General features: G+C 56.0%; 20 protein-coding genes. 11 read left to right on the plus strand and 9 right to left on the minus strand.

The features are described from left to right. Positions 1–418: 418 nt before the first annotated feature. From ASF69_RS22870 to ASF69_RS18890, 3 genes are all read left to right on the plus strand, one after another. On the plus strand, positions 419–565 hold the full coding sequence (locus tag ASF69_RS22870; protein ID WP_082469784.1) for a DUF1127 domain-containing protein: 147 nt from the start codon (positions 419–421) through the stop codon (positions 563–565). 316 nt (positions 566–881) lie between these two features. Beyond that, positions 882–1025 (plus strand): DUF1127 domain-containing protein, encoded by a 144-nt coding sequence (locus ASF69_RS22875; RefSeq protein WP_082469785.1) that lies wholly within the window; start codon positions 882–884, stop codon positions 1023–1025. 268 nt (positions 1026–1293) lie between these two features. Beyond that, positions 1294–1479 (plus strand): hypothetical protein, encoded by a 186-nt coding sequence (locus tag ASF69_RS18890; RefSeq protein WP_062589762.1) that lies wholly within the window; start codon positions 1294–1296, stop codon positions 1477–1479. Positions 1480–1614: 135 nt separating this feature from the next. Here the strand turns inward: ASF69_RS18890 and ASF69_RS18895 are convergent, their stop codons facing one another. Further along, positions 1615–1863 (minus strand): hypothetical protein, encoded by a 249-nt coding sequence (locus ASF69_RS18895; protein WP_062589763.1) that lies wholly within the window; start codon positions 1861–1863, stop codon positions 1615–1617. Positions 1864–2268: 405 nt separating this feature from the next. Continuing rightward, positions 2269–3180: a PhzF family phenazine biosynthesis protein gene (locus ASF69_RS18900; protein ID WP_062589912.1), complete on the minus strand. Its 912-nt coding sequence runs from the start codon at positions 3178–3180 to the stop codon at positions 2269–2271. Positions 3181–3385: 205 nt separating this feature from the next. Between ASF69_RS18900 and ASF69_RS18905 the strand changes: the two genes are divergently transcribed. Together ASF69_RS18905 and ASF69_RS18910 are read left to right on the plus strand one after the other, a co-directional pair. Beyond that, positions 3386–4159, plus strand: coding sequence for an NAD kinase (locus ASF69_RS18905; protein WP_062589764.1), 774 nt, complete (start codon positions 3386–3388; stop codon positions 4157–4159). 9 nt (positions 4160–4168) lie between these two features. Then, the gene (locus tag ASF69_RS18910; RefSeq protein WP_062589765.1) at positions 4169–4645 is read left to right on the plus strand and encodes a hypothetical protein; all 477 of its coding nucleotides are present in this window, start codon (positions 4169–4171) and stop codon (positions 4643–4645) included. Between the two features lie 26 nt (positions 4646–4671). Here ASF69_RS18910 and ASF69_RS18915 read toward each other — a convergent pair whose 3' ends face one another. From ASF69_RS18915 to ASF69_RS18930, 4 genes are all read right to left on the minus strand, one after another. After that, positions 4672–5142, minus strand: a complete 471-nt coding sequence (locus ASF69_RS18915) for a cysteine hydrolase family protein (RefSeq protein WP_062589913.1) — start codon at positions 5140–5142, stop codon at positions 4672–4674. Between the two features lie 131 nt (positions 5143–5273). Continuing rightward, a protein-coding gene (gene prfB / locus ASF69_RS18920; protein ID WP_162238096.1) for a peptide chain release factor 2 occupies positions 5274–6405 on the minus strand; the annotation gives its coding sequence in 2 pieces (ribosomal slippage) (positions 5274–6335 and positions 6337–6405; 1131 coding nt in all). Positions 6406–6513: 108 nt separating this feature from the next. After that, on the minus strand, positions 6514–8949 hold the full coding sequence (locus ASF69_RS18925) for a penicillin-binding protein 1A (protein WP_062589767.1): 2436 nt from the start codon (positions 8947–8949) through the stop codon (positions 6514–6516). Positions 8950–9280: 331 nt separating this feature from the next. Beyond that, the gene (locus ASF69_RS18930; protein ID WP_244475526.1) at positions 9281–10447 is read right to left on the minus strand and encodes an N-acetylmuramoyl-L-alanine amidase; all 1167 of its coding nucleotides are present in this window, start codon (positions 10445–10447) and stop codon (positions 9281–9283) included. A 753-nt stretch (positions 10448–11200) separates the two neighbouring features. Between ASF69_RS18930 and ASF69_RS18935 the strand changes: the two genes are divergently transcribed. Then, entirely contained in the window at positions 11201–14182 is a 2982-nt protein-coding gene (locus tag ASF69_RS18935; protein WP_062589768.1) for a ribonuclease E/G, read from the plus strand. 585 nt (positions 14183–14767) lie between these two features. After that, the gene (locus ASF69_RS18940) at positions 14768–14953 is read left to right on the plus strand and encodes a hypothetical protein (RefSeq protein WP_062589769.1); all 186 of its coding nucleotides are present in this window, start codon (positions 14768–14770) and stop codon (positions 14951–14953) included. 118 nt (positions 14954–15071) lie between these two features. Here the strand turns inward: ASF69_RS18940 and ASF69_RS18945 are convergent, their stop codons facing one another. Together ASF69_RS18945 and dksA are read right to left on the minus strand one after the other, a co-directional pair. Continuing rightward, a complete protein-coding gene (locus ASF69_RS18945; RefSeq protein WP_082469786.1) occupies positions 15072–16130 on the minus strand; it encodes a lipocalin family protein in 1059 nt (352 codons plus the stop codon). A gap of 537 nt (positions 16131–16667) precedes the next feature. Then, on the minus strand, positions 16668–17087 hold the full coding sequence (gene dksA / locus ASF69_RS18950; RefSeq protein WP_062589915.1) for an RNA polymerase-binding protein DksA: 420 nt from the start codon (positions 17085–17087) through the stop codon (positions 16668–16670). A 267-nt stretch (positions 17088–17354) separates the two neighbouring features. On the opposite strand from dksA, the gene ASF69_RS18955 reads away from it, so the two are divergent. The 4 genes from ASF69_RS18955 (at position 17355) to ASF69_RS18970 (ending at position 21190) form a co-directional block, all read left to right on the plus strand. Then, complete coding sequence (locus ASF69_RS18955) at positions 17355–17864, plus strand: histidine phosphatase family protein (RefSeq protein ID WP_062589771.1); 510 nt, start codon at positions 17355–17357, stop codon at positions 17862–17864. Between the two features lie 141 nt (positions 17865–18005). Next, positions 18006–19436, plus strand: a complete 1431-nt coding sequence (locus ASF69_RS18960; protein ID WP_162238097.1) for a YcjX family protein — start codon at positions 18006–18008, stop codon at positions 19434–19436. Further along, positions 19433–20506 (plus strand): YcjF family protein, encoded by a 1074-nt coding sequence (locus ASF69_RS18965; RefSeq protein WP_062589773.1) that lies wholly within the window; start codon positions 19433–19435, stop codon positions 20504–20506. Before ASF69_RS18960 ends, ASF69_RS18965 begins: the two co-directional genes overlap by 4 nt. Before the next feature lie 129 nt (positions 20507–20635). After that, positions 20636–21190: a hypothetical protein gene (locus ASF69_RS18970; RefSeq protein ID WP_062589774.1), complete on the plus strand. Its 555-nt coding sequence runs from the start codon at positions 20636–20638 to the stop codon at positions 21188–21190. A 16-nt stretch (positions 21191–21206) separates the two neighbouring features. On the opposite strand, the gene folK is transcribed toward ASF69_RS18970, so the two are convergent. Continuing rightward, a complete protein-coding gene (gene folK / locus ASF69_RS18975) occupies positions 21207–21722 on the minus strand; it encodes a 2-amino-4-hydroxy-6-hydroxymethyldihydropteridine diphosphokinase (RefSeq protein WP_062589775.1) in 516 nt (171 codons plus the stop codon). Positions 21723–21724: the final 2 nt, after the last annotated feature.

Genomic DNA, 21724 nt, shown 5'->3' on the forward strand with positions numbered 1-21724 from the left:
GGAGCGCAAAGGAAAAATGACGGTTTTACGTCGCTATTTGCTCTGTCTCAGCCCGGAAATGGCAATATGTATAAGCCACGACGGAAAGTTTGGTGACGGCGCATTCCAATTGGGCTCCCCGACCGAGGCGAGTCGCCCATCTGTGTGCATCCCTCCGCTGCTATCGGCTTGCCAGGCACTATTCTCCCACCGGGCCTCATGAGAGTGCGTCACATTCGCGCAGTTTACGGCTCGAATGACGACAAATTATGCAATTGTTAACAAAACCGCATCGTTCCGGGCATATGCAATGCGTCGGGCGCATAGGTGGCATACTTCATTGTCTGTTTTTGTTTCTTCTAAACCGATTATATTCCGGTTCAGCAAATGAGTTCGGGCCGACCCAAGCGGCGCCGACACACGAACGAAGGAAACGATCATGAACATCACCCGCTCGCTGAACAACTGGCGCAAGTATCGTCAGACCGTAAACGAACTTGGTCGCATGAGCGACCGCGAACTGAGCGACCTCGGCATCGGCCGCAGCGACATCCGTCGCGTTGCACGTACAGCTGTAGGCATCTAATACCGCTTCGCAGTACTCGCTGCGGCGCATATAGAACAGCTAAAAAAGGTCTTGAGCTTCGGCTCCGGACCTTTTTCTTTTTTGGCAAAAATCTGCCTCCGACTGCCCAATCTTACCCGCCTAAAAATAACGCACCATCGCCTAATAGATGCAAAAATATGCGACACATTGCACAAACGCATGGCAGTCGCCTAAAATCTGCACTCCACATCACTGCGTTGCATATGTATATACAGATCAACAGCAGAGAGCGCAGCGAACTGAGCCTCCGCACCAGAGTTTGAAAATTAACCGAACCTAGATTGAGGCAAATATCATGAACCCTATCCGTATCGCTAAGAACTGGATGAGCTACCGCCGCACGATGAACGAACTTGGCAACCTTTCCAGCCAGGCTCTGAACGACATCGGCCTGACACGCTACGACATTCGCAACGTTGCATCCCGTTCGTTCCGCTAATCAGCGTACCCCGTCTGCCTGCCGACCGACCTCCCACGGAAGCAGACAGACCGAGCGACAGGTAATCGAAAGCGGCGCCATTGGCGCCGTTTTTGATTCCGGGTGGTTATTCACCGGTACCCGCTCCCTTTTTCAAAAGCCTGCTCACCGCACTTCTATCCAAAGCCGCCATTTTTGACCACGCACGTTGCTCGCGCTGGCCACGCTTGACAATCCGCTAGATGCACCTACATATTAGAACATAAAGTGAACATATGGAGTTGCAGCCATGAACGCAGCAGATAGAACCATTGAGCACGCAATGTCGCTGGTAGCGCAGTCGCGCAGCCTTCGTGAAAGAGCTTTGGAGCGCCGACGCGAATTACAGCGACAGGCTGAAATGGTGACGGCAAAGCCAGTCTATATCTTGAAGAAGAAGGGCGGGAGACAATTGTCTCTGCGGCTTGATAGCTGACCTATCGTTGGCGACCGGATCATCGAGTCGCTTCAGGTCGGTTAATGTCGGCGCTTCGACATCGCACAGGCCAAGAAAAATCCCGCGCAGGCCTGTCACCGCACGGGATTGCTCAAAACTGTATCATGCATCGGATTATTGCATACGCTGAAGGGCAGACTGTGGGGAAGCCACTGCTGTTTCTGTCGCGCCGGGCAATCTGTCCGTCTTGCGCAGAACCATGATTGGCTTCTGTGCTGGTTCCGTTGGAGGCGTGATGCTTGCGGTCTTGAATTCACGATCCACAGGTATGGATGCGTTGATCTTTTCATGAGCGATGCAATCGGCAAATGCCGCCGGGGCAGAAAAGCCGATCATGGCTGCGATTACGAGAATTGTCTTCATGTCATTCTCCCATCTTTTGTATTGGTGAAATATTGGGACTTTGCTGCGGTATTTTAAATAACGCGGTCGGGTTAGGCATTGCCCAAAGCTGCTAGCTATTTTGGGCGACAAGTCTATTTTTCAGAGAACGCCGAAAAATCATTGCGACGTAAGTACCTCTAAGAGGAACAATCAACGGCTTATATGTAGAGGTCACGGCGCTATTAGCTGCCTGTAACGTACGCCTGTTATCTGAACTGTTTTGCGACTTCATGTCACCTCTCCTTCGTGCTGAACAAACGGAAGGAAAGCTCTTTGGTTCCTGTGGCGCGTTAGTAAAGGTTAACAATTATAGCTGAAAAGCTTCAACACGCATTCACGGATGCGTGTAAAGGGCATATGGGCCGAGATTTTAGCCGGGAAGTATCAGAGATCGAGCGTGCCGGTAGCAATGCGCACAGCGTGGCCACCAATTCTGGCGCGGGAAATTTCGTTTTCCTTCACGTCCATGATCAGGTGAATATGCGAAGGCCGCCCCATCTCGACGCCCTGCTCTATCATGAGCGGATAATGACCATCAGACAGTCCATCGAAATGATGGATGGCGCCCGAAAGAGCGGCAACTGCAGCGCCTGTAGCAGGGTCTTCGGCAATTCCCATATCCGGCGAGAACATGCGGGCATGAAATTTTGCAGCATGATGAACACCGCCACGACAATAGAGATAGGCAGATGTCAGGCGGCCCTCGACCAGAGGAGCCGACTTGACCCAAAGCCCGGCATCGAAATCAACCTCTTCCATGGCAGCAAGATTATGCACGGGTATGGTCAGAAACGGTACACCGGCTGTCCAGATTGAAGACACGTGGTTCTCGAAGCCGATTTGCGATGTGGCGAGACCAATGGCATCGGCCAACTGTGCTTGGTCCAGTGGGAGATGAACGCGAGAGGATTTTCGTGGCAGATCGAACTCGGCGAAGCCAGGCTCCCCCTGACGGATGCGAATTGCGCAACGAACCGGTCCGACCTTCTCCTCAAGCACAGCAACCATGTCGACATCATCGTCAGGATGATTCGCCTCGGCTATGGCAATCGCGGTTCCGACTGTCGGATGTCCGGCGAAGGGCAGTTCAGACGCGGGCGTGAAAATTCTCAGCGATGCAGCATAGGCAGGATTGTCCGATTTCCCCACGAAGACGGTTTCCGACAGGTTCATTTCCCGTGCGATGGCCTGCATGGCCGCGTCATCGAGGTTTTCTGCTCCAAACATGACAGCGAGTGGATTTCCGGCCAGTTTCTGCCGCGTGAAAACGTCGTAGATGCTGTAACTGATGGCCACATCCCGCTCCTGCAGTTCCGCTTGTCGCGCAAACTGCCCGACCTCTTCGCCGTCCGCAACCCCGTTTGGGAACCGTTGGCGAAGAAGCTGTGGACTTTCTCGGCGTTGGGCGACCATTCACCGGGTCATTCCCGATGAGTGCCTTAAAGAGCTTGTCCTGACCGTGGGTCATCATGTACCAAAGACCGTCAACAGGGGTGACGGCATGTCGCGTTCAACACAGCCATTATGTTTTGTAGCCTCGACCACGGACGACGCCCAGGCCGCAAGACAAGAGCTGATCGAGCTTTATGGAAATGCCGCTTTTGACGAAGCCGAGGTCATTGTCGTGCTCGGTGGCGATGGCTTCATGCTGCAGGTTCTCAACGAGACGATGAATTCCGGCAAGCGGGTCTACGGCATGAATCGTGGCTCCGTCGGTTTTCTGATGAATGATTATCGTGTCAAGGATTTGCCCAGACGGATTTCCGTTGCCACCGGAAACGACTTCCACCCGTTGCGCATGACCACAACAGACGGAAATGGCGATGAGTTCTCTGCGCTGGCCATGAATGAAGTCAGCCTTTTTCGCCAATCCCATCAGGCAGCGAAGTTGCGGGTGGATGTGGACGGCAAAACGCGCCTCGAAGAACTCATCTGCGATGGCATGATGGTGGCGACGCCAGCCGGATCAACCGCTTATAACTTCTCCGCCCATGGCCCGATCTTACCCTTGGAATCGCCTCTGCTCGCGCTGACCCCTGTCAGTGCCTTTCGCCCTCGCCGCTGGCGTGGAGCCTTGCTGCCCAACAATGTCACGGTGGACATTCACGTTCTGGAAAGCGAAAAGCGGCCCGTCAATGCCGTGGCAGACCACACCGAGGTAAAGTCGGTGCAGACGGTTCGCATCGCGCAGTCTGAGGACAGAACTGCAAAAATCCTTTCGGACCCGGACAGGTCGTGGTCTGACAGAGTCCTTGCCGAACAGTTTACGAATTGAAATAGTAGAATGATGAAAACACTCCTTACCATCGCCTTCCTTGCCGCCAGCAGCTACTGCGTCCAGGCGCAGACGACAGGCATCGAAGCCCTTCCGACCTCGACCATTTTTGTGGCGAGCAGCGGCATGTGGGAACAGGACGCCTTGCCCCAGAAGGAAAGCCAGCAGAATGCGGCGGGTACGCGCGGCTATTACAAGATTGCCGCCATGCGTCAGGCAGACGGAACAGCCAAGATCTATCTTCAACGCATTGCCTATACCGCAGACGGCCCACAGCTTGTGGAAACAGTAGAGCTTGAAGAGTTTGCACAGATGAAGGCTTACGTGACCGATGTAAGACCGGAAAGCTCCAACGGCGCTTCCGACTTACCGGGCCTCTTCGTGACCGTACACCTGAAGACCGATCCGAAGCAGAAAGAGGCGGATGCCTGGACCGTCCTTATCGACGAACTGGGCGACATGAAAATCGAGAAAGCTTCAAACTAACCCGTCGCTCGGTACCTTCATCCGTTTTAAAGCCCTAGATCATCCGGCCCTTCCAACACCGCACCGAAGTGATGCTTCCAAAGTCGCGCACCCAGGGCGCCCGAGCGATCAAGGCTTGAGCCGACAGTCAGCCAGGGGATGAGTGTGGGATGCAGCCCCGCATCGAACAGCGCAAAGCCAGCCGCAAGAACGCAGGTATCGGCCTGAATGCCGCATACGAGAACCCGATCGGGCGTTAAGGACAGGAGATAGTCCACAGCCTCGCGCGTTGGCGCATAGCCGTATTTTATAAAAACGCGATCGGCAGGCACCAGCGACGTATCAGAGGGTCCCGGTTTCCAGCCAAGCTGGCGCTCGAAGGGTGTAATGCTTTCATCGTGCCGCTCCACGCTGGCAACACTGGGCATATGTCTGGCAAGGCTCGCAATGTCTTCAACGAGCTTGCCGGGCGGATTGAAGCTTGGTTGGACATCGACGATATACAGCACCTGCTTCACATTCATCTCCGCACTGGGTCGAGATTGCCTTCTGGAAGGTCAACCAGTTCACAACGTGGCCGACGTTTCATTCAAAAATGCCTCCCGCAAGGGCTTCCGAGAGGCATCATTCTGGACTTCTTTTTCAGCGATCAGTCGATATCGCTGACCTCGACATTGGCACCACCGCTGATGCGGTGAGCAAGTGCCGCTTCCATGAACTCGTTGAGATCGCCATCAAGGACGTTGCTGGGTGCTGTGCTTTCCACACCGGTGCGCAAGTCCTTGACCAGCTGGTAAGGCTGCAACACGTAGGAGCGGATCTGGTGGCCCCAACCGATATCGGTCTTGGAAGCCGCCTGCGCATTGGCCGCGTCTTCACGCTTTTGAAGTTCTACTTCGTAAAGGCGCGAACGCAGCATTTCCCAAGCCTTCGCACGGTTTTTGTGCTGCGAGCGTTCCTGCTGGCAGGCAACCGCGATACCGGTTGGAATATGGGTGATACGCACCGCGGAGTCTGTCGTGTTGACGTGCTGACCGCCAGCGCCTGACGAACGATAGGTATCGATGCGGCAGTCGCTTTCATTGATATCGATCTGGATCGAGTCATCAACGACGGGGTAGACCCAGATGGACGAGAAGGATGTGTGGCGACGCGCATTGCTGTCATAGGGAGAGATACGAACGAGGCGGTGAACGCCGGATTCGGTCTTCATCCAGCCAAAAGCATTGTGGCCCTTGACGAGAATCGTCGCGGACTTGATGCCTGCTTCTTCGCCTTCATGAACTTCCAGAACCTCGACCTTAAAGCCCTGACGTTCCGCCCAGCGCGTGTACATGCGCAGCAGGATGTTCGCCCAATCCTGGCTTTCCGTGCCGCCGGCTCCCGAGTGCACTTCGACATAGGTGTCGTTGGCATCCGCTTCGCCCGAGAGCATGGCTTCAACCTGACGACGGTTGGCCTCGTTCTTCAGCGCCTTGAGGGCATCTTCGGCTTCCTTGACGATGTCAGCATCGCCTTCGGCCTCGCCCATTTCGATCAACTCGACATTGTCGTTGACCTGCTGCTCGAGTGCCTTCACGCCATTGATCGATTCATCAAGCTGTTGACGCTCGCGCATCAGCTTCTGGGCTTCGGTGGCATCATTCCAGAGGTTTGGATCCTCTGCCTTGTTGTTCAACCAGTCCAGTCGTCTTATCGCCTGGTCCCAGTCAAAGATGCCTCCTCAGCAGGCTTATGGCCTGCCTGATTTCGTCGACTACATTCACGATCTCATTGCGCATGTCGCAGATACTTCGCTTTCATGGAATTGCTATTGAACTCGATGGGCTGAATAAATGCGAGGGGCGCGGATGTAAAGCCCGCGCCCCTCGCCTTTCCATCAATTGAAATTAATAGAGGCCGCCGCCACCGCCGGTGATGGCCTGCTGGGCCTGCGGTGAAGCGCGCAGAATATCTTCCTGAGACATGGCGCCATCCATACCGATCACGTTGAAGCTGCTGGCCGGGCCTGTTCCGGGTTTGAAGGCTTCCATGATCGTATCTGGCTCACCTTCCATTGCGGCCATGCCGGTCTTGCGATTGACCGCTATGAACTGCATTCCGTTCGGCACGATGAACTTGCTTGGCTGCAAATGCTTGGACGCCTGCGCAATAAATTCTCCGAAGATTGGCGCAGCGAGAGACCCACCGGTGCCCCCACGGCCCAAGGGCGCAGGGCTGTCGAAACCGATATAAAGACCGGCAACCAGGTCAGGCGTATAACCAACGAACCACGCGTCTTTTTCATCATTGGTGGTACCGGTCTTGCCGGCAACCGGAAGGTCGACCTTGATCTTGCCTGCTGCCGTACCGCGCTGCACGACGCCCTGAAGCATCGACGTCGTCTGATAGGCGGTCATGGGATCGAGAACCTGCTCGCGATTATCGACGATCGTCGGCTCATCCTGGTTCTGCCAGTTGGTCGCATTGCAGCCCTCGCAGCCACGCTCCTCGTGACGGAAGATCGTCTTGCCGTACCGGTCCTGAATGCGGTCGATAACTGTCGGATTGATCTGCTTGCCACCGTTGGCGATAACGGAATAGGCCGAGACCATCCGCATGACAGTGGTTTCACCCGAACCGAGCGACATGGCAAGCAATGGCGGCATCTTGTCATAAATACCGAAGCGTTCGGCATATTCAGCAACCAGATTCATGCCCATGTCCTGAGCCAGACGAACCGTCATGAGGTTGCGCGACTTTTCGATGCCGAGACGCAGCGTGGACGGACCAGCCGATTCTCCACCATAGTTCTGCGGACGCCAGACCTGACCGCCGGATACGACTTCCAGGGGCGCATCCATCACCACCGAGGCAGGCGTATAGCCATTATCCAAAGCTGCTGCGTAGATGAACGGCTTGAAGGATGAGCCTGGCTGACGCATGGCCTGCGTTGCGCGGTTGAATTCCGACTGGGCATAGGAGAAGCCGCCAACCATTGCCAGTACACGACCCGTGTGCGGGTCCATGACCACCATGCCGCCCTGCACCTTGGGTGGCTGGCGCAAACGGTAGTCGTCACCCTTGTCGGAAAGCGGTTCCGCATAAATAACATCGCCGGTTTTCAGGACACCTGTCGGGGATTTTGCGGTTGCCCGCTGGCCCTTGGAATCGCGATAGGCCCATTTCATGTTTTCCGGCTTGATGCGTCCGCGGGTGCGAAGATCGGGATTGTCGCTGTCGTTATCAGGCCGCAGCCCGATATCCACGCCCTCTGCAGAGACAGCCAGAACAACTGCCATTCTCCACTCGGGTACGTCTCGCAACGGCTTCAGCTTGGACAGAGCCTCGCTCCAGTTGCCGCTGGTTTCGATCTGGTCAACGGCGCCATGGAAGCCGCGGCGCTCGTCATAATCCAGCAAACCGTCCTGAAGTGCCTTGCGGGCTTCCATCTGGATATCGGGATCGAACGAGGTACGGACGGAAAGGCCGCCTTCCAGCAACGCCTTCTCACCGTATTTCTCAACGATCTGGCGACGCGCCTCTTCGGAGAAATAATCGGAAGCTGCAATATGGCTACCGCCACGGCGAATGTTCACGCCAAGCGGCTGTGTCTTGGCATCCGCCGCATCAGCCTGGGTTATGTAGCCGTTTTCAGCCATGCGATCGATCACCCAGTTACGACGCTCGACAGCTGCCTTTTCGCGGCGGATGGGGTGATAGTTGGCGGGACCCTTGGGAAGGGCTGCCAGATATGCCGTCTCGGCAATCGTCAGTTCCGTCACGGACTTGTTGAAATAGGTCAGCGCTGCGCTGGCGATACCATAGGAGTTTTGCCCGAAGAAAATCTCGTTGAGATAAAGCTCGAGAATCTTGTCCTTGCTGTAGGCCTGTTCGATGCGGAAGGACAGGATCGCCTCTTTCGCCTTGCGCTCCATCGTCTGTTCGTTGGTCAACAAGAAGTTTTTGGCGACCTGCTGCGTAATGGTCGAGCCGCCCTGCGTCGGACCGCCCGTGACATAAGCAACGGCGGCGCGGGCAAAGCCGGTCACGTCGATACCGGGATGCTGGTAGAAATTCTTGTCTTCAGCGGAAAGAAACGCTGCCTTGACACGATCCGGCACGGCCTGAATGGGCAGGAAGAGACGTCGCTGCTTGGCATACTCGGCCATCAACGCACCGTTGCCCGCATGAACGCGGGTCGTCACCGGCGGCTCATAACTGTTCAGCACAGCATAGTCAGGAAGATCCTTCGTTATCGTCACCAAATAAATGGCGATACCAGCAGCCACCACAAGGAACAGCATACTGGCCAAGCCGAAGAAATATCCAATAAGTCTGATCATATTAAGCTACCGATACTTCGAATCGTAACTGGTGCGCCCGCGTCACGCGCGCATTCTTGCATATAGCGTGCCGTTTTGCACACCGCTTCCTCGATGACAAGCTGCCAATAGGGGCATTCTCTTATATGTTACCGTATGCCGCGTTTTTCCTTCACGGAATGCGCGAACATCACCATCGATTCCTGATGCCGAGTAACGTCTTGAATGTGAGTAAAATAGGGCCCGACGCCGATATTCTCTCAGGAGCGTGAAGAGTTCCCCCGTTTTCAACAGATGGGTCGCGAAGATGTCACACCCGAGGTGGTGCCAACATCAGCGCCAGGCAATCGCCCTACCCGCCGTTAGCGAGAGCCTGCGCACGATACTTTGTTACCGCGACGGCAAGCGTATCGGCCACTTTTGCGCGCCAGTTGTCGTCAAGCAGCAGTTTCTCGTCTTCCGGATTGGAAAGGAAACCAAGTTCCAGCAGAACAGATGGAACGTCATGGGCGCGCAAAACCTGGAAACCGGCATAGCGATGCGGATTATTGATGAGACCGACCTGCCCTTCAAAGGACTTCACGATGTTTTCCGCAAGCGTAACCGAGAACGCCTGCGTTTCGCGACGGGTGAAGTCGAGCAGAATGTCGGCGACTTCAGGCTGGGCATTTGGGACGGCGACGCCCGCAATCTGGTCCGAGAGGTTTTCACGCTCGGCAAGGTTTTGCGCCATGCGGTCTGAAGCGCGGTCGGAAATCGTATAAACGGTCGCGCCGCGAATATCTTTTTGTTTCAACGTATCGGCATGAACGGAAATAAAGAGATTGGCATTCTGCTGGCGAGCCAGTGTGACGCGCTCCGAAAGCGCGAGGAACACATCGTCGTCTCTGGTCAGGAAAGCCTTGATGCCGGGAATCTTGTTCAGACGTTCGGTAAGCTGTTTGGCAAAGGTCAGCGTAATAACCTTTTCATCCGTTCCCGTCACGCCACCTTTTGCGCCCGCATCAATACCCCCATGGCCTGCGTCTACGGCGATCATGAAGTCGGACTGGCGACTGGTTTTCGGCATAATATCAGGCGTGACAGAAGCCGTCGTTGCCGGTGCGAGAGCCTGCCAGTTCTGGTTCTTGAGAAGATCGGCAAATTTCTGCTTTGTCGCGATTTCGGTATCCAGCACGAAACGAAACAGTTTCCCGTCTTCCTCCGATTTCGTTTCTGCAATTGCGACCTGAACGGGCTTCTTTGCAGTCAGGACAAGGCGCGCGCTCCCCTCACCCATGCTGCCAAAGCGTATGTCGCTAAAGAGGCCGGTCGGAGCGAGGTCTTTGGTTGGAAAGGAAAAGCCCACCGCCGGGAAGTCGACAACGATACGGGCGGGCGAATCGAGATAGTGCACCTCGAATTCCGGCTCCTGATTGAAATCCAGCACGATGCGCGTGCGTGCCTCGTCACCGATGATGCGTGCCGCGTTGGCGATAAGAGACGGCGGCGAGTCGGTGGCGGCTGCAACCAGCGGCATGGATGAGGCAGATAACGAAGCCAGCGTCAGAATGCAGACGATTCGGCGTCGTCGGACAGCATTCAGCACTCCAATCGCACCATCGATCATGTTTTTTAAGGTCGCCAACATCATGTCCGTAATTCAGTCAAGGCAACCCGAAAAGCCGCCATGAAATGCCCTGTTGCCGCATTTATATCAGCCAGAATGGCCTGATTTGCGATGCCGCGCAACAATCGCAGCCCTTGGTGAAGCAATTCTTAACCACCAAATTCCACCAATGATATGGCATATTTAGCCACCCTATTGCTATTATGACAGATAAAACATACAACATGATTGAGGGTTAAAAGTGTTGACGGGATAGACGCCCGCCGGCTGCCAATCGACCAAAGACGCTGGCGCTGTAAAATCGGGCAATCATCTGCCGTCGCTGCATTTTTCTCCTGAAACTGGATCAATTCTGGCCGTGGCCAGAACAATACCCGGTGGCACGCCACCGCACGCTCGAGGAGAGCATTTTCATCGGATCCTTCGGGGTCTATTTATTATAGTCGTTCTCGCTTGGCCAATGATGTCGTTGCAGCAGCTTTCATATGAACCGGATACCAGGAGCAGGCATCATGCTTTGCCAGTTGTCCGGATGCTGCCAGTTTACAGACGCCGGGCAAGAAACTTCATATCCGGCACACCCTTGAACATAGATGAAAGGCCTGTCCTTGCGGCGGGCCTGTTCTCGTATAAGACAGGGCTGCGCCGAGGAGCACAGCTTACATGGCAGACAAAATGCTTATCGACGCCTCCCATGAAGAGGAGACGCGCGTTGTAGTTGTTCGTGGAAACAGAATTGAGGAATTCGATTTTGAATCCGAACACAAGAAGCAAATCCGCGGCAATATCTATCTTGCCAAGGTCACACGCGTAGAACCATCCCTTCAGGCAGCCTTCGTCGATTACGGCGGCAATCGTCACGGATTTCTGGCCTTTGCCGAAATTCATCCCGACTACTATCAGATCCCGCTGGCCGATAGACAGGCGCTGCTGAGAGCGGAAGCAGAAGACCATCGTCGTGGCGATGACTTCGAGCCAGCCGATGCGCCAAATGACGCCCACTCCCCCGCCATCGATCTTTCGCAGGTTGATCAGCCCGATATCGGCATCTTACCCGTAACTGAGCCCGCCGTTGAAGACGGCGTAACGCCACAGGCTTCCACGGTTGAAGCTGACGAAGCGGAAGTCGACGCTGCGCCGGATGTTGCGGCCGCGGAAATCGCTGCTGAGGAAACACCGGCAGAAGAAGAAAAGCCGAAGAAGCGCGTTCGCCGCCCCCGTACCAAGAAGAAGACGGAGACGGACGAAGTTTCCGCCGACGCAGCTTCCTCTGAGGACGGTTCGGACGACGACGGCAGCAAGGGCGGCGAAATGGCCGCTATGGTCGACACCGACTCGATTTCCGAAGAAGTCGAAGGGCTTGGCCGTCGCAACGACGATGATGACGACGACGATGATGACGATCATCACGAAAAGGAAGTCATCGAGTCCGTCGGTGCGGAAGATGCAATGGAAGAAGTTCCGGATCGCATTTCCCGCAAGCCACGCAAGCAGTACCGTATTCAGGAAGTCATCAAGCGCCGCCAGATTCTTCTGGTCCAGGTCGCAAAAGAAGAGCGCGGCAATAAGGGCGCAGCTCTGACAACCTATCTTTCGCTTGCAGGTCGTTACTCGGTTCTGATGCCAAACACGGCACGTGGCGGCGGCATTTCCCGCAAGATCACCCAGCCGACAGACCGCAAGCGCCTGAAGGAAATTGCACGCGATCTGGAAGTGCCGCAGGGCATGGGCGTCATTCTGCGTACCGCCGGTGCCAACCGCACCCGCGTCGAAATCAAGCGCGACTTCGAATATCTGATGCGCCTGTGGGAAAACGTCCGCACGCTGACGCTGAATTCGACCGCACCTTGCCTCGTTTATGAGGAAGGTTCGCTGATTAAGCGTTCGATCCGCGATCTCTACAACAAGGATATCAGCGAGATCATCGTGTCTGGCGAAGAAGGCTATCGTGAAGCGAAAGACTTCATGAAGATGCTGATGCCGAGCCATGCCAAGGTGGTTCAGCCCTATCGCGATATTCACCCGATCTTCTCGCGCTCCGGCATCGAAGCGCAGCTCGACCGTATGCTGCAGCCTCAGGTGACGTTGAAGTCCGGTGGATACCTCATCATCAACCAGACGGAAGCGCTGGTTTCCATCGACGTGAACTCCGGTCGTTCGACCCGTGAGCACTCCATCGAGGAAACCGCTGTTCAGACGAACCTGGAAGCGGCAGAAGAAGTGGCCCGTCAGCTGCGCCTTCGCGACCTTGCCGGTCTCGTGGTCATCGACTTCATCGACATGGAAGAGAAGCGCAACAATCGCGCCGTCGAAAAGAAGCTCAAGGATTGCCTGAAAAACGACCGCGCCCGCATTCAGGTTGGCCGGATCTCGCATTTCGGCCTTCTGGAAATGTCGCGCCAGCGTATCCGCGCCTCGGTGCTGGAATCGACTACACAGGTCTGCTCGCATTGCGGCGGAACCGGCCATGTCCGCTCCGAATCCTCCATCGCCCTGCATGTTCTGCGCGGCGTGGAAGAATATCTGCTGCGCAACACGACCCACAACATCACGGTTCGCTGCACACCAGAGACTGCCCTTTACCTGCTCAACCACAAGCGCGGTACCATCGTTGACTATGAAGGCCGCTTCGGTGTCGCCATCATTATCGCAGCCGATGCCAGCGTCGGTGCACAGCACTTCGCCATCGATCGTGGTGAAGCTGTCGAAAACCCGGTCAAGATCGAAAGCCTCATCCAGATGCTTCCCGAAATAGAGGAAGACGAGGACGACATCATCATCGAAGCCGATGAGGATGACGAAGAGGAAGAGATCGTAAAGGCAGAGGCAAGCGAACCGCGCCAGCCACAGGCCGACAATGGCGAAGATGGCAAGCGCAAGCGCAAGCGTCGCCGTCGCCGTCGCGGCAAGGGCGCTGGCCAGAACGGTCAGGAATCGCAGTCTGAGGCCGGTGACGACACATCATCCGACGATCAGGACGAGGATGGCGATAGCGATCAGGACGAGGACGCAACCGTCTCCGCTGAAAATGGCGCAGAAGCTGCTGGCTCTGAAGAAAACAGACGCAAGCGTCGCCGTCGTGGTAAGCGCGGCGGTCGTCGCAATCGCGATGAGAACGGCGAGATGATCGAAGAAAACGGCGCTGAGGCGGAAGCCGAGCCCGAGACCTCCGATATGGTCGAAGACGGTGCAGCTGCCGCTGCCATTGAAGGCGTAGACCAGCCCGCAGTTGCGGCGGCTGTCGAAGCCGAAGCGGCAACGCCAACTGTTGAAGAGACCGAAAAGCCAAAGAAGCCGCGCCGGACCCGCAAGGCAAAGGAAAAGGTTGGCGATGTTGCAGAGGTTGAAGCAGCGCCTGCTGTCGCTGCCGAAGCTCCCGTTGCTGCGCCGGCCGTTGAAACGGTCGAGCCGGTCGTAGTGGATACCACGGTTGCGGAAGTTGCCATCGAGGAAGCCGGTCAAGCATCGGCCGATCTCGGCAACGAGGCTCCTGCTGCGGAACCAGCCAAGGCGGTCCGCGCTAACCGTGGCGACAACGTCTCTTCCTCAGAGCCGGTCGTCACCTCCGCGACGAACGAAGGCGGAGAAGGCGATCAGTCCAAGCCCCGCAAGGGCGGCTGGTGGCAAAGACGCGGCTTTTTCTAAGCCGTAGTTTATCACTAAAAAGATCGGGGCTCCGCATTGCGGGGCCTCTTCTGTTTTCGGGCTAGAGCACGTTCATTTCAATCAAGTTCATATCCCATGATCTGAACTCGCTGGTGCATTTCTGCCCCTCGAACAGCGCGACGGTCTGTCCGACCGTATTCCGTACGCCCTTAAACGGTCGCTCAGCTTTGGCGCGCGAGGCTGCCTTAGGCCTGCCAATCGCTTTCTTGATGGTTTGAAGTCCAGGCAGTAAATGAAATCTCGAGCAATCGGCATCCTACAGCTTCGATTGCTTGACGCACGCGCACGGTCTGTGCGCCGGCAGATTTCCATGAAGCCGAATGTGGCCCGGTGCCAAGGTGGGAATAAGAACCTGTCACCGATAGGCTTGAAATGAGGCCCTCTTAATCGCCGTCCGGACCATGGACGCGTTTACGCCGGTAGCACGCGTGCTGTGTTTGAGGGAGTGGTCATCCGGTACCCGTGTGGGATCGGAAAGCAGCATCATGCTCTATAAATGGCTCGTCCCCGCAGCCGTGATATCTTTGTGCTCAGGCCTGTTTTACCGATGAAGACGAAGCGCGCGTGATAGAGGTCGAGCTGGCTATCGTATCAGCCCCGGCGGTGCTGGTGGAGGTCGTGCGATCCTTCTGCAATGCCTGGGCCGTCTTGTTTCAGTTTCCGACAGCGCCTTCACAGCCGGATATCGAGCACCCTATGGCCAATGGAAACGGCTCTCTCCTCGTGCCAGCGCAGGACCATCTCGTCTAGGGTAATGTACTTTACCTCTCCGATCATGCCGGTGAAGAAGTCCCGGCGGGCATCGAACGCGTTTCCGCGTTCAATGGACCCGCATCAGAGGAACGAGATTTCACCGCCCTTCGGCAAATCAGGCGCTCCAGTCACCCACCAACTCTATGAGGGTATAGCCGGTGACGGGTTTTCCGCCATATGTGCCTGAGATATTCGCGACTCCCTCATATTTGGGTTGAACAGGCGACGCGACTTCCTGATCGAGCATGATGGCGGCGACTTCGAGGACGCAATCGAGAGCCGGAACATTGACTTTGAAGCGGGTCGGATAGCGCTGACCGGAGGCTGTGCTTGTCCAGAATTCGCTGGCATCATCGGCCAGTGGCTCCAGCGCGGCAATGATGTGCGTACCATCTTGAAGAAGTGCAGTAACCCAGCCGTGGCGCTCGCCCGATAGCTCTATATCCCAAAGGCCGAGTGCGATGCCGTTGCTGAGATTGAGGTCCATCCACACCCATTTGTACGAGGATCCGACGAGTGCCCGGTGCCCTTCTTCCATGATGCCGCGCGAAATAAGCCATTGGCGATCAAACCAGAACTCTCCCGTCAGATCGTGGCGGACACCATCGAGCGTGATCCAGCCAGATCCCTTGCCCCAGGGAATGGAATATTGGACGGTGGGCAAGCTATCCACGCAATTGAACACACCCGAGCCGCCATTCATCATGATGTGCCCAGGAAATTCCGCCGTGAAATCAAGTGCGCCCCAACCGAATTCCGCCTGGGCGTGCACCGAGCGGTGATCTCCTTCGATGGTGGAAGTCGGGGTAACGATCTGCATGCGGTCCGTTGCCAACGTTACCTCGCCCGCCGAATGAACCCGCTCTTCGCTTCGGTATTCGAGACGCGACAGATCCGTGATGTTGAGGATGCTGGCGATCTCCACCGGTTGCCCGGGGGCAGAACGCACCAACTGGTGAACAAGGCAATTGAATTTGTGGCCAGTTGCGGTTTCTAGGTAGCCACTCAGGAACCACGAGTTGCTGTGTTGATCCGGGCGAAAGGCAAGGCTTCCAACGGGATCAAAAAGCGGTGGGCACAATTCGTTGACTGCTTTCACCCGCTGCGCGGCCATTTTCTGCGGAGCGTTTGTTTCCGATGCAGATATAGGCTTCGATATATTAGAATTACTCATGATGTCACCTCAAAGGTTATAAATATAGATCAATTCTAAATGCCAATGGGGTAAACACAGGAAGCGCAGACCCCGTGATTTCAATCTGAAACATAGTATAAGGTGGTTCGATTTGACGTAAATCAAACGGATTTTCGTTTTTGTCAAAATTTAATTATATAAATTACTTATACTTGAACTTCAAATAGACGCCTGGAATAATATTAGACATTGGTACTCAATCAGCCAGTCGGGTTAACCGCCAAGTCTGAAATGCGGGGTTGCCTGAGCGCTCCGGTAAATCTTGTCGCCGCCTAAAGCCCGTGCGGAATCGGAGTCGTTCCACAAATGGTGCGATCATGGCTGGAGGCTGGCTCAATTCGCGTGAGTTGGACGTGGATGGAAGAACTTCATCCAACGTCGCTTCAATCTCCACTCACTGGCAGATGACTGCAACTGGCACGAATTGCTTTTCGTACCCCCTGAAAGCAAAAAGCCGCCTCGTACCCGAAGCGGCTTCTTGATGTTGTGACAGCTGATGTCACGGAAGCTAAATGCTCACTCGTCGCGATAAACTTTTTCGCGGCGCTCGTGGCGTTCCTGGGCTTCGATGGAGAGAGTGGCAATGGGGCGGGCATCAAGTCTCTTGATACCGATTGGCTCCCCTGTCTCTTCGCAGTAACCGTAGGTGCCGTCTTCGATCCGCTGAAGTGCAGCATCGATCTTGGAGATCAGCTTTCGCTGTCTGTCGCGCGCCCGAAGCTCGATGGCGCGGTCTGTTTCGGAAGATGCTCTATCCGCGAGATCCGGATGATTGGCGCTTTCCTCAGCGAGGTGCCCCAGGGTCTCTCTTGCTTCTCGCAAAATGTCATTTTTCCAACCAATGAGCTTCGACCTGAAGTAGGCTCGCTGGTTGGCATTCATGAACTCGTCGGTTTCCGAGAGCACATAGTTGCTAAGATCGATCTTCTCACTCACGCGATTCTCCTCGAAGAACATCTCATATTGCGCGGGTATACTCCAATGGCGTATCGCCGTTCAAGTGCGCAAAACGCTTTTCAAGCATTTTTAAATCTGTCACAAAATTCAGCTAAACGATTATTTTTTATGCTTTATTCGCAGAACACGAATTATTTCTTCGATCACGTTATCAGGACTTGTCTATACCGCTCGCCACTTGCGGCTCGCCACTTTAATCCTGTAAAGCTATCCTGAGATGTTTGCCGCTAGACAGGAAAGCCGGAAATGCCAGTGCTCCAACCGCCACCTTTCCGGGTATATCTGATGCGCCACGCGCGCGCGGCCTGGCCTGCACCAGGTGGTCGCGACTTCGACAGACCGCTCGATAACGCGGGCTATGCCGAGGCCGAACTTATCGCCGACAAGGCTGCCGATAAAGGCTTTGCGCCGGACGTTGTGCTAAGCTCCACCGCACTGAGATGCCGTGAGACCGCGCAGGCCGTGCGCAGAGCCTTCAATGATACATTCGAAGTCTCCTATGTGGACGAAATGTACAATGCCGAGGCGGCTCTTTATCTGGCCCTGATTTCCGCCCAGACAATGAGTCAGTCCGTCATGCTGGTAGGCCATAACCCTGCCATGGAAGCCGCACTGGAAACATTTATCGGCCAGCAGAAAATGGCGGCACTCTTGCCGATGGGCTTTCCAACGGCGGGACTTGCAGTCCTCGACGCCAAGTCCGAGCAAAACGCTAGCGGCGTCATCTGGACGCTCAGCGAATTTCTAGCTCCCTGAAGGCCTGGCATTTTCGAAACTTTCCTTGCGCTTCTTTTTTGAGCAGCGGCCGACACTATATGTTTTCACACTGTCGAGATTTTTAGGAAACGTTCATTGCCGCCATCTTTTACGTCCGTCACCGATAGCGCACTAATTGCGATGGATAACCTCGCGGACCGTGCGAGCGCACTGACGAACCCTACGCTGCGACTTGGCGTGACGGGCCTTTCCAGGGCTGGAAAGACCGTGTTCATATCGTCTCTGGTCCACAATCTTCTGAACGGAGGTCGTCTTCCCGTTTTTGAAGCCATGCGCTCCGGTCGGGTATCGAACGTGAGGCTGGAACCGCAGCCTGACGACGCAATCCCCCGCTTCCAGTATGAGGACCATATTCAGGCTCTGGTTCGGGATCGGATCTGGCCGGAATCGACACGCGCTATCTCTGAATTGCGCATCACGCTCGATTATCAAAGCGCAAGCGGATGGGGCCGCTGGTTCTCACGCGGGCGCCTTGCCATCGACATTGTCGACTATCCCGGCGAATGGCTTCTCGACCTTCCGCTTCTGTCGCAGGACTACAATACATTCAGCGATAGTACCCTGTCATTGGCTGGAAGCGGTGTGCGCGCGGAATTGGCGCGTGAATGGCTGGAGATCGCTTATTCACTCGATATTGACGCTCCCGCAGACGAGATGACGGCGAGACGGCTGGCGGAGAGCTTTGCAACATATTTGCGCGCCTGCAAATCGGACGAGCGGTCGCTCTCCACACTGCCGCCAGGCCGGTTCTTGATGCCGGGGGATCTGGAAGGCTCGCCTGCCCTCACCTTCTCACCGCTTCCCGGTCTCACCGAAGGAAAGGCACCCAAGGGCTCCCTTCGCGCCATGATGGAACGGCGATATGAGGCTTACAAGACGATTGTCGTGAAGCCGTTCTTTCGGGAACACTTCGCGCGTCTCGACAGGCAGATCGTGCTGATCGACGCGCTCCAGGCGGTCAACCGCGGGCCAGAGGCCGTGCAGGATCTGGAGCGTGCACTGGGCGACGTGCTTGCATGTTTCCGGCCCGGAAAGAACAGCCTGCTCTCGTCGCTCGTCGGCCGACGCATCGACAAGGTTCTGGTGGCAGCCACCAAGGCCGATCACCTTCACCATGAAAGCCACGACAGGCTGGAGAGCCTCACCCGTCGCCTCGTTGATCGCGCCGTCACCACAATTGGCATGAGCGGTGCGGGCATCGATGTGATGGCGCTCGCCTCCGTAAGAGCGACCAAAGAGGCGAGCGTTCGCCAGGATGGCCAGTCGCTTGCCGTCATCGTGGGAACGCCGATTGCGGGTGAAAAAATTAACGGCGAAATCTTCGACGGCAATCGCACCACGGCCATCTTCCCCGGCGATTTGCCCGAAGACCCGGAACCTCTGTTTCGGGCTATGGATGTCGGTGGTGCCGGAACTGATCTGCCGGACGTCAATGTTGTCAGATTTCGCCCACCAAAGCTGGAAGAAACCAGCAGCGGCATGAAACTGTCCGTGCCGCACATTCGGCTGGACCGGGCCATGCAGTTTCTGTTTGGAGACAAGCTCGCATGAATGATGACGACAAGAACTCCAGCCGCCGACCAGCGGCATTTCCCCTCGAAGGCGACGTGTCTCAACCTCGCACAATTGAAGCGAGACGTGCGCCGCGCAGTTTCGATACCGACTTCTCCCTGACACCGGAAGCGGAAGACCCGTTTCTTGCCCCCGAAGAAGTAGACGCCGCCGCGCTGCCAGTCGCGGCGCCACGCAGGCGCCGTTTTTCCTTCGCGAAGCTGGCGATGGGCGCGATAGGCGTTCTCCTTTCACTGGCTTTCGGCCTCTGGGCAGATCAACTCATCCGCGATCTCTTTTCGCGATCGGACTGGTTGGGCTATACGGCAAGCGCCGCTTTGGGCATTGCTGTCTTTGCCGTACTGGCGCTGGTTGCCCGCGAGACCATCGGCATCATGAGGTTAAACGCTGTCCAGTCGTTGAAAGAGGACGCAGCGGTGGCGGCACTGGAGAAGAAACCTGGCGCCGCTCGCGCGATCATCACCCGCTTGAATGCCGTCCTGTCTCATAGGGCAGAGACCGCAAAGGGCCGCGCCGCGCTTAAAGAAACGGAAAACGACGTCATCGACGGGCCTCATTTGATTGAGCTTGCTGAACGCGAGCTTTTGACACCGCTTGATCGCGAAGCACGCGCGCTGATCCTCAATTCGTCCAAGCGTGTTTCGGTCGTCACCGCCGTCAGCCCCCGGGCCGTTGTTGATCTCGCCTATGTCCTGTTTGAAGTGACCCGGCTCGTTCGAATGATGGCGGAGCTCTATGGCGGTCGTCCGGGAACGCTTGGCATGTTGCGGCTGCTGCGCGACGTGATCGCGCATCTGGCGGTAACCGGATCGATCGCCGTCGGCGATGGTCTTGCGCAGCAGGTGCTTGGTCATGGCCTTGCATCGAGGCTTTCGGCGCGGTTGGGTGAAGGCGTCATAAACGGACTGATGACCGCACGAATCGGAATCGCAGCCATGGATCTCTGTAGACCCCTGCCATTCAAAGCGCTGCGTCGCCCCGGCATAGGCGATTTTGTGTCCGATCTGACACCGGATCTGATGTCAGGCAAAAATATCCAGAAGCCCTGAGCTGAAAGGGTTACAGCGCCCGAAAGGTTACGACGGGACACGTCTTCATCAAGCAAATAAACCAAGCATTAACCATTCCCGGCATAAATTGACCCAACACAAAACGGCCAATTCGCCAGGGAAAGTATCATGTATTCGCGCTTCTTTTCGCTACTTGGCGGACTTGCCGCCGCCATGTCCTTTAGCAGTGGACTGGCAGTTTCAGATGTTCAGGCTGCTTCGCGCGATGACCAGTTCTTTGGTTCTGTTGCGGGCGTATGGTCGGGCCCAGGCGAGATTGTTGCCGGCAAATACAAAGGCACGAAATTCACCTGCGACCTGACGGGCGAGCCGCTGTCTGACAAAGACACCGGCATCAAGCTGGGTGGCACGTGCCGCGTGGGCGTCTTCAAGCAGCCGATGTCTGCTGTCATCTCCAAGAATGGCAACAGCTATGAAGGCAAATTTCTTGATGGCGCGGAAGGCAAGGGCCTGGACATCGTTTCCGGACAGGTCAGCGGCGACAAGGTCGTTGTCGGCATCAACCGCGCAAAACTGAACGGCGCCATGGTTGCGCGCGTGACCAACAACACGTCCATGAATATTACGATCTCCGTCAAAGTGGCAGATCAGATGGTGCCGGTTATCGGTCTCACGCTCGCGCGCAACGTCGATCAGATCGCCGTCGGGTCTATCAAGGAATAGACCAAAAGCGCGCTAATCAAACCTCTGGAAACGGGAGTGTCCACCACTCCCGTTTTTCGTTTGCGCGTTTGATGCCGGTCGTGTCTGCATCACTGAGCCAGGACACTATATCCCTGCCCTTCACCCTGATGTCGGGCGCGATATCTGCCAGCGGCAAAAGCACGAAACCACGCTCTGTCATTCTTGGATGCGGGATCTCGACACGTTCCGTGACAATCGACTCATCGCCGAAGGTCAATACATCGATATCGATTGTCCTTGGTCCCCAGCGCTCAAGACGCACACGCTTCATGTCACGTTCGATATCGAGGCAGAGATCGAGCAGGGCTACGGCGGCCAGCGTCGTCTCGATCATGGCGCAGCAATTGAAGAAATCCGCCTGATCTGTCTTTCCCCAGGGCGGCGTGCTGTAGAGATGCGAGACGGCCAAGAGGTTGCAATCATCGTGCAAGGCCAATGTTGAAAGAGCCTGCGCCATTGCAGCGGGTGGATTGCCAATATTTCCGCCGAGACCGAGCGTCGCGATCGTCATGC

This window comes from Rhizobium sp. Leaf311 (assembly GCF_001423445.1).
Classification (GTDB): Bacteria; Pseudomonadota; Alphaproteobacteria; order Rhizobiales; family Rhizobiaceae; genus Agrobacterium.

Bases quoted from the DNA above. Each gene is read 5' to 3' on its own strand.
- ASF69_RS18910 (WP_062589765.1), top strand. From the start codon at position 4,169: ATGATGAAAACACTCCTTACCATCGCCTTCCTTGCCGCCAGCAGCTAC.
- ASF69_RS22875 (WP_082469785.1), top strand. From the start codon at position 882: ATGAACCCTATCCGTATCGCTAAGAACTGGATGAGCTACCGCCGCACG.
- ASF69_RS18925 (WP_062589767.1), bottom strand. From the start codon at position 8,949: ATGATCAGACTTATTGGATATTTCTTCGGCTTGGCCAGTATGCTGTTC.
- ASF69_RS18935 (WP_062589768.1), top strand. From the start codon at position 11,201: ATGGCAGACAAAATGCTTATCGACGCCTCCCATGAAGAGGAGACGCGC.
- ASF69_RS18930 (WP_244475526.1), bottom strand. From the start codon at position 10,447: ATGCCGCTGGTTGCAGCCGCCACCGACTCGCCGCCGTCTCTTATCGCC.
- ASF69_RS22870 (WP_082469784.1), top strand. From the start codon at position 419: ATGAACATCACCCGCTCGCTGAACAACTGGCGCAAGTATCGTCAGACC.
- ASF69_RS18905 (WP_062589764.1), top strand. From the start codon at position 3,386: ATGTCGCGTTCAACACAGCCATTATGTTTTGTAGCCTCGACCACGGAC.
- folK (WP_062589775.1), bottom strand. From the start codon at position 21,722: ATGACGATCGCGACGCTCGGTCTCGGCGGAAATATTGGCAATCCACCC.
- ASF69_RS18965 (WP_062589773.1), top strand. From the start codon at position 19,433: ATGAATGATGACGACAAGAACTCCAGCCGCCGACCAGCGGCATTTCCC.
- ASF69_RS18955 (WP_062589771.1), top strand. From the start codon at position 17,355: ATGCCAGTGCTCCAACCGCCACCTTTCCGGGTATATCTGATGCGCCAC.
- ASF69_RS18890 (WP_062589762.1), top strand. From the start codon at position 1,294: ATGAACGCAGCAGATAGAACCATTGAGCACGCAATGTCGCTGGTAGCG.
- ASF69_RS18945 (WP_082469786.1), bottom strand. From the start codon at position 16,130: ATGAGTAATTCTAATATATCGAAGCCTATATCTGCATCGGAAACAAAC.
- ASF69_RS18895 (WP_062589763.1), bottom strand. From the start codon at position 1,863: ATGAAGACAATTCTCGTAATCGCAGCCATGATCGGCTTTTCTGCCCCG.
- ASF69_RS18960 (WP_162238097.1), top strand. From the start codon at position 18,006: ATGGATAACCTCGCGGACCGTGCGAGCGCACTGACGAACCCTACGCTG.
- ASF69_RS18970 (WP_062589774.1), top strand. From the start codon at position 20,636: ATGTATTCGCGCTTCTTTTCGCTACTTGGCGGACTTGCCGCCGCCATG.